Here is an 11,602-nt window from a genome sequence, read left to right on the forward strand (position 1 = left end):
AGTTTCATTGCAAAAATTAAAGCACACCTATCGTCCATTTATATATCCAATTCTATCCAAAACCTCATTTATTTATGATACGGTTCATTTTTCATTATTCTAAAAGCTCTATAAACTTGTTCTAATAACATAATTCTAAACAGTTGGTGTGGAAATGTCATTTTTGAAAAACACACTTTATAATTTTCTCTTTTTATAACTGCTTGAGATAGACCTAAGCTACCTCCTATAACAAAAGTTATGTTAGATTTACCCATAACTCCTTGATTCTCAATAAGCTTTGAGAACTCCTCTGAGGTCATTTGCTTTGCATTTAAATCCATTGCAACATTTACCGACTGGTATTCCTAATGCATCTTTATCTATCACCCTATTATTTCCTTGGAAATTAGTAAGTTGATCATTTTTAACACTATACTGTGTTGAATCTCCAAAAAGTTTATATATTATAAATTTTTATGTATGAAACTGGCAATATTAATTTTATTTAAGTAAAATATTTCTCCATTTATCCAATCTATAAAAAGTAAATATAAAATAAAAATACACACCACCTAATAAAACTTATATTAAGTGATGTATATAAATTATCAAACTTCTTAAAACTAACTAAATATTTATCTTATTTCTTTTAAATCCTTATACATTTCTATCATTTCTTCAACTAATGATTTGATTGTTTCAGCTGCCATCATTTGGTCTTCAGCATGCATAACTATTAAAGAAAATTCAACCTTTTCTCCTGAAGCTTCCTTTTGTATTAAATCAGCATGTGCATGATGCCCCTTAACAAGAAATTCAGATGCTTCATTTAATTTTGATTTTCCTTCTTCATATTTTCCACTTCTTACATCTCTCAATGCTTCAATAGCTAAAGATTTAGCCATTCCAACATTACTTATTATTTCAAATGCTATTAATTCTAATCCTTCCATAACATCTACCTCTAATTATTTAATTAATATATTAAATTGTATTTATTCCTTCAACATTATTAAATTCATTTAAAGTTGCTTCTTCTTCATTTTTTAATTCAGCTTTACTTGCAGCTATTACAAATGGTGCATAAGTAAATACGCTAACTGCTAAACAAATTAATCCTATTACTAATCCCATAATATTTCCCCCAGTTCCTAAGAATGGTGCTAATGGTCCTGGTGTTGTCCAAGGCACTCCATATGCTACTGGTGGTATAATCCTCATAACTGATGTTGCTAAATACCCAATTGTTATATTTACTAATGGAGTTAATATAAATGGTATTATATATATAGGATTTAATACTATAGGTAATCCAAATATAACCATTTCATTTATATTAAATAGTCCTGGTGCAAATGAAAGCTTTGCTATACTTTTTTGTTCTTTTGCTTTACTAAATATAAATATTGCAATTATTAATCCTAATGTTGCTCCTGAACCACCATATGCTCCAAAAGCATCATATAATCCATTAAATGTTACTGGATAAGGTGCTCCCCATGCAGTACCATTTGCTGCTGCATATGAAAGATTTGCATTTGTTGCCTCTGCAAACATAGTATCACGTACTGCTGCAATAGTATTTGGACCATGGATTCCCATAACCCAAAGTGACTGAGATATAAGAGTTAATATTAATACTGATCCTACATTTTGACCTAATTGTGTTAATGGAGTTTGAATTACAGTATAAACTAATTCATGTAATCCACCTGGTGCAAATTTCTTAATAAAGAAATTTAATATTGAAAATGAAACTGTAATTATAACTATTGGTAATAATAATTTAAATGTTCTAGCTACTGCTGGTGGAACTTGTTCTGGCATCTTAATTTCTAACCTTTTAGACTTTGATAAAACTGACATAAGTTCTCCAACTACTAACCCAACAATTATAGCTACAAACAATCCTTGTGCCCCCATAAACTTTGTAGTTAAATAGTTTACGCCATCCACATTTACATAATCTGAGTAAATTATAAAATAAACTGATACTGCTGTTAATCCTGATAATAAATCATCTGATTTAAGTTGTTTTGCCAAATTTCTAGCAATTAAAAATACAATTAATATAGCTAATATATCTGTTGAGCCTTTTAATACTGGGCTAAATATAGCTTGACATTCACCTATATTAGGGAATATTTTATTTAACCTTAATAATTTACAAATGAACCCATCTGGTGATAATAAAACGAAGTTAAGTAATACCATTAAAGATCCTGCCATAGTTAGTGGAAATGTTAATATAAATGAATCCCTTACTGCACAAATATGCCTTTGTGAATTTAACTTACTAGCTAACGGCACTAATACCTTTTCTATTTGAGATTGAAATTTCTCCATAGCACTCATAATTTTTATTCTCCTTTACCCTATTTAATTTTAGCTAAGGTATTTTTTAATATTGTTTTTCCATCCATTATTCCATATAATCTCATATCTATTACTTCTACTGGAATTCTTCCATTAGCTAATTTTTCTACTACTGGTTTTTGAAAACGTACTTGTGGTCCTAAAAGAACAATATCTACCTCATCTATTTTGCTTGAACATTCTGATACTGGTAAGGCTTCTATAGATACTTCTTCCCCAAATTCCTTTGCTGCATTATTCATTTTATTAACTAATAAACTTGTTGACATCCCAGCTGAACAGACTAATAATATTTTTTTCATTTTAATCTCTCCCTTTATACTTAATTTTATAATTTATATAATTTTTATTATTTAACATTTATAAATTTTCACCATTACTACTTATTACATCCTTATACCAATAGAAACTTTTCTTCTTAATTCTTCTTAAATCTTTTTCATCATTTTCATCTCTATCAATATATACAAATCCATAACGTTTTTGATATCCATTAAGCCAGCTTAACAAATCTGTAAATGACCAAGTACAATATCCTAAAAGCTCAACACCATCAGTAATTGCTTCTTTACATGCAATAATATGTTCTTTTAAATATTTAATTCTATAATCATCATTTACTATATTATCTTCTAGCTTATCAAATTCACCAAGGCCATTTTCTGTAATTAATATAGGCAATCCATATCTACTTGTTAATCTTCTTAAACCAGTTCTCAGCCCTGTTGCATCTATATTCCAATCCCAATTAGTTGTTTCCAAGTAAGGATTTTTTACATTTTTATATACACCTGGTATTCCACTTTCCTTTGTAGTTCCCTTTTTACCAGTATTATTCATTCCTTCAGAAGCTCCAACCCCATCTAATGAATTCATTGCAACTGTTGTTGTTTGATAATAATTAATTCCAATAAAGTCTGGTTTTACTCTTGCTAATAATTCAAGATCCCCATCCTCAATTATTGGTGCTATTCCTAATCTTTCATAATATCTTAATGCAAACGTTGGATATACACCCTTACAATAAACATCAAGCCACCAATTACAATTTAAATCTTCTGCATTTTCTGCAGCTAACACATCTTGTGGATTACAACTATAAGCATAATTAGGACCGAATGCAAAGCTTGGACCAATCATTCCATTTGAAACATACTTTCTAAAAGATTCAATAACCTTTGCATTTGCTAAATTTGCAATATGATTTGCCTGTAACATTCTCTTTTGATCCTTAACTCCTGGTGGATGTAATGCTGTTAAATATCCTAATGTTAAAAATACATTTTGTTCATTTAACGTAACCCAATATTTAACCTTATTACCAAATCTCTTAAATAAAGTTACACAATAATTGTTGAAATCGTTTATTATTTCCCTTGATTCCCATCCACCATATAAATCCTGTAGATGCTGTGGTAAATCCCAGTGATATAATGTAACTATTGGAGTTATATCATTTTTTATTAGCTCATCAATTAAATTTTCATAAAACTTAAGTCCTTCTTCATTTACCTTTCCTCTACCATTAGGATATATACGAGTCCATGCAATTGAAAATCTATAAGCTTTTAATCCCATTTCTGCCATTAAAGATACATCTTCTTTATATCTGTTATAATGATCTACTGCTATATCCCCATTAGTATTTTTATAGGTTGTACCTTCCTTTTTAGTATATATATCCCAAATACTTTTTCCTTTTCCATCTTGATCCCATCCACCTTCAACTTGATATGCTGCTGATGCTGATCCCCATAGGAAATCACTTCTAAAGTTATCTAATTTTTCATATATCATTTTTTATCCTCCTTTTCCTTTTATATCCACAGTATAACTTATATATTTTTTTAAAGGAATGGTTTACAACGCTAAAAAAACATGTTTCATTGTTTTTAATTTAGTACAAAAATGTAACAAGTTGTTTTATTTTGATAGCCTTAATTTCATTAAATTGAATACTGATTATATAACTTTTTTCCTATTCGTTCTATCATATACAATACCGGAATTTGTGTAGTTATATCACTATAATTAGCCTTTATTTGCTGAACATAATATGGCAAATTTAAATTTGATATTTTAGCTATAGTGCAATTTTCAGTATTAGTTATACTTGCTATTGTGCATCCCTCTTCTTTAAATCTATTAACATTTTCTATTGTTGTTGGTGTTTCTCCTGATACAGATAATGCTATTACTAAACAATCATCATTACATTTAAAGTTTTTTGGGAAAAATGGATCATCAATATGAACTGTAAATTTACCAATTGCTGAAAAATACCTTGCAGCATATTTACACAACACACCTGAGGAACCTATTCCAAGAAATATAATGCTATTAGCTTCTTTAACTAATTCGCATAACTTTTCTAATCTTTTATCTAAATCACTATTTTCAATATTTTTAAGAAAATTTATTATTTCTGAAGTATCATCACTTACCTTTTTTATATTATTTTCTTCTATATACATCTTGAATTTTAATTTAAATTCAGAAAATCCCTCACAATTTAATTTTTTACAAAATCTAAAAATAGTAGTTGTAGATACATGTGCTTCATCTGCTAACTCTCTTATTCTCATATATATAACTTTTTTGCTATTAGTCATTATATATTCATATAATGTTAACTCCAAACTATTTAAACTTTGTATAACTTCATAGCTAAACATATTATTCCCCTCATTACATGCGCTTAAAAATTTTTAAATATTTGAATTTATTATTGCTCCTAATATATTGGCATCATTATTATATTTACACCTAACAATTTCGGTAGTAATAAAATCTGCTTCTAAGTACTTAATACATTTTTCTTTATAACAATTCTTAACCTTTTCAATAAACCAGTCTTCCTCAGAAATTCCTCCCCCTAAACAAATAATTTCTGGATTATAAAAAACTGTTATTGCCATTAATTCTGTAACTATATTGTTTATCCATTCATTTACTGATTCTTCTGCATTTATATCTCCATTTAAATATTTACTGCATACTTCATTCCCATATTTAATTTTCTCTGTTTCGGTTACTTTATTATTATAAATTTCTATTAATCCTAATATAGAAGCATAGTCTCCCATTTTATCAATTTTATTAGTTTTATAATTCATAAAAGGAATGTTATGAAATTCACCAGCAAAACAATCCTTTCCATATATTACTCCATTTTTATCACACAAACATCCACCAGTTCCTGTACCTATAATTAAAAAAGCTGAAGATAATTTCCCTTTTGCATTTCCAATTTTAAATTCACATAATCCTGCAGCTTTAGCATCATTTATTGATTTAACCTTTTTATTAGTTCTTTTTTCTATTTCATCATTTATATTAGTGTTATACATAACTATAACATTAGGTGCTGCTAATGATTTAACTTCTGACTTTTCATTTATAAGCCCTGGTGCACTTATACCTATAGTGTGAAATGGTAAATCGTATTTTATATTTGAACATATATAATCATAAAATTCATCTTTTGTTTCAAATTTAATAGTTTCAACTTTCCACTTATTAATTATGTTATAGTTATCATCAACTAAAGCATATTTAATAAAAGTTCCTCCAATATCAATTCCTAAACTATAATTTTTCATAAATTCACTTCTCCTCTTTATAAACTCGCGTTTATTTTTTATTTTAAAATTAGCTATTTATTAAAAATAAATAGCTAATTATTTAAATTCCTACAGCTTTTTCGTACTACTAATGTACTAGGTACATTATAACTTTTTGAAAAATTTGTATCATTTTCAATAGAATCAATAATATTATTTGTTGCTAACTCCGCCATTTCAACTAATTCCATTTGCATAGTAGTTAATGGTGTTTCTAAGTATTTACTTTCTTCTATGTTATCAAAACCTATTATTGAAATATCTTCTGGTACCTTTAATCCATATTCCTTAATGGCTTTTATTGCACCGATTGCTATTTTATCATTGGCTGTAAATATAGCTGTTGGTTTATCATCCATTGAAAGTATTTTTTTTGCTGAATTATATCCCCCCTCTTCAATAAACTCTGAAAAAATAATAAATTCATTTTTAATAGGAATATTCGAATCTTGTAATGCCTTTTTATATCCATCTAATCTTTTAACGGCTGAAAACTTTTTTATATCTCCTGTTATATGTGCAATTTTTAAATGATTTAAACTTATTAAATATTTCGTTGCATTATATGCTCCAGTATAATTATCAGAATTTACAATTATACATTTATTATCCTTGTTATATAAGTTTATATCTTGATCTATTAGTGCAACTTTATAACCATCTTTAATTATTTTTTTTATTTCTAAATCACCATTATTTTCACCTATGAATATTCCACCAGAAATTGTTTTATTATAAAAACACTCCTTAATTTCATCATATCTTGATTCATCATGTATTATATGAACTAAAACCTTATATCCCTTTTGACTTGCAGCTTCAATTACTGAACTAGTAAACTCTAAATAATATGGGCTTTTTGTAATTCTATTTTTAATTCCACACTTTCTTTCTACTATATCAATTATAAAAAGCCCAATAATTCTATTTTTATATCCTGCAAGCAACCTAGCAGATGCATGTGGTACATAGTTATATTCTTTTATTACATTCAAAACTTTTTGCCTAGTCTCTTCTGGAACATTAACATAATTATTTATAACCCTAGATACTGTACTTCTAGAAACACCTGCAATTTTAGCTATGTCTTTACTATTCACAATAAATTTCTCCTTTTCATAATAAACACGTGTTTATAAATTTATAATACACCGTTTGAAAAGGTTTTACAAACATTTCTTTCCATATTTATAATTTATTGATGAATTAATTTATCTGTTTTTTATATTTTTTATTTAATCCAGTAATACCAATTCCTAATAATACTAATATTACTCCAAATAATGCTAAATATGATTTTTTACCAGTTTCAACCAAAGTTGAATTAGTATTTTTATCTTGTGAAGGTACTTTGTTATTAGCATTGTTATTGTTTCCACTATTGTTTGCACTATTACTATTATTATTTCCGTTATTACCATTGCTTCCATTATTATTGTTATTATCATCAATGTCATCTTTTATTGATGGATCATTAGGATTATTTGGATTACTAGTGTTATCATCATCTTCAGACTTTACAACTTCTATTAAATTTACATTATCTATATAAATTGAATGTTCTTCTGTAATTTGAGTATTATTTACAGCCCCCATAGATATAGAAAATATTGAATTTGAATCACTTTCTTCTGTCATATCAAATATAATTTCATATTTGTTATATTCATTTTCTAAATCTACTATTTGAGTATTAGCATAAGGTCTCCAATCATTATCATTACTTCCATCCCTTTGAATAGTAAACATAATTGCTCTTTTAATTGTACTCTTTGCATCTAATGATAATTTGTATTTTTTACCTTTTTCTAATTTTACTCCACTTTGCTTTAATTGAATTTTCCAATCTGCATCTCCAGTATTTGAAATATTTATTTGTGCAGCATTATTTCCATTAGATTTATCTATGATACTTGATACATCAGAAGAAATACTACTCTCTTTAAAAACTTCCCACTTAGAAAATTCATTACTGAAATCTCCATTTATTATTAATGATGTATCCATAATTTTAACATTATCAATATAAGTTACCCCTGGTGTACCTAATAAAAATTCTAAATTTCTATTTTCTAAAACATCTTGTGTATTAAATTTATACTTAAAGTTCTTTTTTTCTGTAGTTAATTCTGCTTCAAAGATTTTATTATTTATTTGAGCTTTTATTGTTTTATCTTCCTCAGCATAAGCATCAAAAGAAAGATAATATTCTTTATTTTCTGCTATTCCAAGTTCACTTTCTCTTAATATAACATCTGATAAATTTGAAGTTGATTTAGGAATACTTATCTTAAATTCTCTTTTATTATTTATATTAGTTACAGTAGCTTGTACATCTTCTATTTTAGAATCTACTTCCCAATACTTCATACGATCTTCGCCCACATCAAATGTTCCATTATACACATAATTTCCATTTGGAAGAATCGTCTTTTTATCTTCATTTACATTTTCATATTCACCTATTTTTTCTAATCTAACATTAGTTATTTCAATATCTGCTAATGAATTTCTATTTCCATAATTAAATTCAACTCTTGCATTTGCATCATCATTATCCTTCATTGTAAATTCATAAGAATACTTTTGGAATTCATTTTTTAAATCAACAGTTGTATCTTGTAATTGACGTATATATCCTCTATCTGGAGATGTAATATTTATTACCATATCCCTGTTTTCAGCAGCCCTTGCATCAAATGATAATCTATAAATATTATTTTTCTTTAAAGGTATTGCTGCTTGTACTAATTGTAAAGAATAATTTTCTTTTCCTGAACTTTCTGAACTAAGTATAATTTTATTATCTTCAATTCTGCCCTTACCTTCTCCTCCAAGTGTCTTTAATGTATACCAATCAACATTATCTTCTAAATCCTCAACTTCTGAAAAATCGCTATTAATTATATAATTTCCAGTAGTATCTGGTTCCCTTAAATCAACAGGTGGTTTTTCTGGTTTAGGTACATTTTCATTATAATTTTCTAATTGATATACCCTTACATAATCTATCTTATATTCAGCATTATCAAAATTAGTAGTTTCATCAGGATTACCTGGCCAATTTCCTCCAACAGCTAAGTTAAATTGAAGATAAAATGGTTGATCAAATGGTGCTGGATAAGTTATTTCATCTCCTCCTTCTTGTTTTGTATACCAGTTATTTACAGTATGATATAGGTTTCCATCTATATAAAATCTCATTTCACTTGGTTCCCATTCTACAGCAAAAACATGATAATCATCTGCAAAGGTTTCTCCATTTAATATATAAGAACCTTGGCTTTCTTGATGTGGATTTCCATAATGAATAGTTCCATATGCCTTATTTGGTTCGTGTCCTAATACTTCCATAATATCTATTTCTCCACATCTAGGCCACGATCCATAAAGTTCTTCCTCTGTTGGCATCATCCAAAATGCTGGCCATAGACCCTGACCCTCTGGTACTTTTAATCTTGCTTCAAAGCGTCCATATTTATAATCATGCTTATTTTGAGTTGTCACTTTACCTGATGTATATTTAATACCATCCTCTGTTTCTTCTTTAATAGCCTTAATAACTAAATTACCGTTATCAACATAAATATTTCTTATATCATCCGTATACTCCTGTAATTCATTATTTACCCAGCCTGGTTCATGGGTTTCATAATTCCAATCTTGTAAATTTAAATAATCACCATTAAAATTATCTTCCCATACTAAATTCCACTTCTCATTTTTATCGGTACTTTCTTGATTATTTCTATACATTGTATTTGCATATATATTACTAGAAACCCCTATATTAGTTATTGTTGTTGTAATAACTATCGCTGCTAATATTTTAGCTAATAATCTTTTCATAAAATTTTCACTCCCCCTAAAATTAATATTTACTTTTGATTGTTAAATAAATAATGGTAATAATTAAATAAGCACTTCTAACTAGTATTTAAGCAATTAATAAATTATCATCCACTTATTTAACAATCCCCCTTACATATTTTAGTATACATATATTACAAATCCCTGTAATATTTTTCACAAATAAAAAAAACATATTACTTATTTTGTAATTTTATACTTAAATGAAACAACTTGTTTCTTAATATAAGTTACTTCTTTAAGAAATAAAATAATTAAAATAACACGTAAAAATTGATATGCTCCCTTTATAGTAGACAGTTAAAATAATAAAACTGTTACTAATATAAAAGGGTAATTTTTATGGGAAGAAAAGCTAAGATATCATATGAAATTAAAATTAAATTTGTAGAAGAATATTTGAATGGAAATATATCACAGAATGGTATAGCCAAAGAACTTGGCTTACATATAAGTAGTATTCAAGAATGGATACGTAAATATAAAATCTTCGGCCCGGACGGACTAAGAACCCTTAAAAACAATACTTATTATAATTCTGACCTTAAACTTAGTGCAGTTAAAGATTATATTAATGGAATAGGGTCATTAGCAGATATATGTTTAAAATACAGCATTTTTAGCACAGGTATTCTCAAACAATGGATAAGTAAGTATAATAAATGTCATAAAACATGTAAATCTCATAATAAAAAAGAGGATCATATTATGACTAACGGAAGAAAAACAACTTATGAAGAAAGAATTGAAATAGTATCATTTTGTATTGCTAACGCTCACGATTATAATTTAACTGCTAATAAATTTAATGTTTCATATCAACAAGTTTATTTATACTTGGGTAAAAAAATATAATAAAAATGGATATAACGCACTAGTCGATAGACGTGGTAAAAATAAATCATTTGGTGAGTTAACTGAATCAGAAAGGTTTTCAGCACAATTAAAGCTTTTAGAAGCGGAAAATAGACGTTTAAAAATAGAGAATGATTTCTTTAAAAAATTAGAGGAGATATAAAAGAGGTAGATAAATACACTACTTCATTTATTTATAAATATATTGCAATTAAAGAATTACATGAACTAGGGTATTCAATATCTGACCTATGTAAATGTGCTAAGATAGCACGTACTTCTTACTACAAGTGGCTAAATCGTTCAGAAACTGAAAGAGATAAAGAAAACAAGGTTATTCTGGATGAGATTATTAAATTATATTCCGAAGTTAAAGGAATTTATGGCTATCGCCGTATAACGTTAAATATTAATAGAATGTTAACCTCAAACTATAATCATAAACGTATATACAGACTTATGAAATCTGTAAAACTTGCTGCTGTTATTAGACGAAAAAAGAAAAGGTACATTCAAAGTAGTCCACAGATTATAGCTGAAAATATATTAAATGTATATTTTATTATTATCCATAAAGTTTTACTTCTTCATGTAATATTTAACCTTCTAGTTAACCTTTATTTCATTCTATGTAATTTCTGTTAACTAAATTTATAGTATTACTTATGACACAGTATTTCCACTCACCAAAATAGTCTTAGCCATTGAAATAAATTGACTAAGACCTCTTTTCTTACTTATTTATGATACGGTTCGTTCTTCATTATTCTAAAGGCTCTATAAACTTGTTCTAGTAACATTACTCTAAATAATTGATGTGGAAATGTCATTTTTGAAAAGCATAATTTGTAATCAGCTCTTTTTATTACTTCTTGTGATAAACCAAGGCTTCCTCC

At 27.2% G+C, this 11,602-nt stretch carries 11 protein-coding genes and 1 pseudogene; 2 read left to right on the plus strand and 10 right to left on the minus strand.

The window, feature by feature from the left end; translation table 11 throughout:
• Window positions 1-68: 68 nt before the first annotated feature.
• The 9 genes and pseudogenes from Q0G30_RS12860 to Q0G30_RS12900 form a co-directional block, all read right to left on the minus strand.
• Window positions 69-329, minus strand: a pseudogene (locus Q0G30_RS12860) (23S rRNA (pseudouridine(1915)-N(3))-methyltransferase RlmH); the annotation flags it as partial.
• A 288-nt stretch (window positions 330-617) separates the two neighbouring features.
• A complete protein-coding gene (locus Q0G30_RS12865) occupies window positions 618-935 on the minus strand; it encodes a PTS lactose/cellobiose transporter subunit IIA (RefSeq protein WP_055207110.1) in 318 nt (105 codons plus the stop codon).
• 31 nt (window positions 936-966) lie between these two features.
• A complete protein-coding gene (locus Q0G30_RS12870; protein ID WP_115650481.1) occupies window positions 967-2,337 on the minus strand; it encodes a PTS sugar transporter subunit IIC in 1,371 nt (456 codons plus the stop codon).
• A gap of 20 nt (window positions 2,338-2,357) precedes the next feature.
• Window positions 2,358-2,660: a PTS sugar transporter subunit IIB gene (locus tag Q0G30_RS12875; RefSeq protein ID WP_011593278.1), complete on the minus strand. Its 303-nt coding sequence runs from the start codon at window positions 2,658-2,660 to the stop codon at window positions 2,358-2,360.
• 58 nt (window positions 2,661-2,718) lie between these two features.
• Window positions 2,719-4,155 (minus strand): glycoside hydrolase family 1 protein, encoded by a 1,437-nt coding sequence (locus Q0G30_RS12880; protein WP_055207112.1) that lies wholly within the window; start codon window positions 4,153-4,155, stop codon window positions 2,719-2,721.
• A gap of 149 nt (window positions 4,156-4,304) precedes the next feature.
• Window positions 4,305-5,033, minus strand: coding sequence for a MurR/RpiR family transcriptional regulator (locus tag Q0G30_RS12885; RefSeq protein ID WP_011593280.1), 729 nt, complete (start codon window positions 5,031-5,033; stop codon window positions 4,305-4,307).
• Between the two features lie 33 nt (window positions 5,034-5,066).
• Entirely contained in the window at window positions 5,067-5,960 is an 894-nt protein-coding gene (locus Q0G30_RS12890) for an ROK family protein (protein ID WP_280537829.1), read from the minus strand.
• A 74-nt stretch (window positions 5,961-6,034) separates the two neighbouring features.
• Window positions 6,035-7,081: a LacI family DNA-binding transcriptional regulator gene (locus Q0G30_RS12895; RefSeq protein ID WP_011593282.1), complete on the minus strand. Its 1,047-nt coding sequence runs from the start codon at window positions 7,079-7,081 to the stop codon at window positions 6,035-6,037.
• A 106-nt stretch (window positions 7,082-7,187) separates the two neighbouring features.
• Complete coding sequence (locus Q0G30_RS12900) at window positions 7,188-9,830, minus strand: carbohydrate binding domain-containing protein (RefSeq protein ID WP_138289503.1); 2,643 nt, start codon at window positions 9,828-9,830, stop codon at window positions 7,188-7,190.
• A 363-nt stretch (window positions 9,831-10,193) separates the two neighbouring features.
• On the opposite strand from Q0G30_RS12900, the gene Q0G30_RS12905 reads away from it, so the two are divergent.
• Window positions 10,194-10,706 (plus strand): helix-turn-helix domain-containing protein, encoded by a 513-nt coding sequence (locus tag Q0G30_RS12905; RefSeq protein ID WP_224397374.1) that lies wholly within the window; start codon window positions 10,194-10,196, stop codon window positions 10,704-10,706.
• A 348-nt stretch (window positions 10,707-11,054) separates the two neighbouring features.
• A complete protein-coding gene (locus Q0G30_RS14450; RefSeq protein WP_366014053.1) occupies window positions 11,055-11,351 on the plus strand; it encodes an IS3 family transposase in 297 nt (98 codons plus the stop codon).
• A gap of 92 nt (window positions 11,352-11,443) precedes the next feature.
• Here Q0G30_RS14450 and Q0G30_RS12910 read toward each other — a convergent pair.
• Window positions 11,444-11,602, minus strand: a 159-nt coding sequence (locus Q0G30_RS12910) for a 23S rRNA (pseudouridine(1915)-N(3))-methyltransferase RlmH (protein WP_294390781.1), incomplete at its 5' end; no start/stop codon positions are given.

The sequence above is a fragment of the uncultured Clostridium sp. genome, assembly GCF_934754925.1.
Lineage (GTDB): Bacteria > Bacillota > Clostridia > Clostridiales > Clostridiaceae > Clostridium.

What these genes read in the sequence shown, in the direction of transcription:
- Q0G30_RS12890 (WP_280537829.1), bottom strand. Translation starts at nt 5,960, where the DNA reads ATGAAAAATTATAGTTTAGGAATTGATATTGGAGGAACTTTTATTAAA.
- Q0G30_RS12905 (WP_224397374.1), top strand. Translation starts at nt 10,194, where the DNA reads ATGGGAAGAAAAGCTAAGATATCATATGAAATTAAAATTAAATTTGTA.
- Q0G30_RS12870 (WP_115650481.1), bottom strand. Translation starts at nt 2,337, where the DNA reads ATGAGTGCTATGGAGAAATTTCAATCTCAAATAGAAAAGGTATTAGTG.
- Q0G30_RS12885 (WP_011593280.1), bottom strand. Translation starts at nt 5,033, where the DNA reads ATGTTTAGCTATGAAGTTATACAAAGTTTAAATAGTTTGGAGTTAACA.
- Q0G30_RS12880 (WP_055207112.1), bottom strand. Translation starts at nt 4,155, where the DNA reads ATGATATATGAAAAATTAGATAACTTTAGAAGTGATTTCCTATGGGGA.
- Q0G30_RS12900 (WP_138289503.1), bottom strand. Translation starts at nt 9,830, where the DNA reads ATGAAAAGATTATTAGCTAAAATATTAGCAGCGATAGTTATTACAACA.
- Q0G30_RS12865 (WP_055207110.1), bottom strand. Translation starts at nt 935, where the DNA reads ATGGAAGGATTAGAATTAATAGCATTTGAAATAATAAGTAATGTTGGA.
- Q0G30_RS12875 (WP_011593278.1), bottom strand. Translation starts at nt 2,660, where the DNA reads ATGAAAAAAATATTATTAGTCTGTTCAGCTGGGATGTCAACAAGTTTA.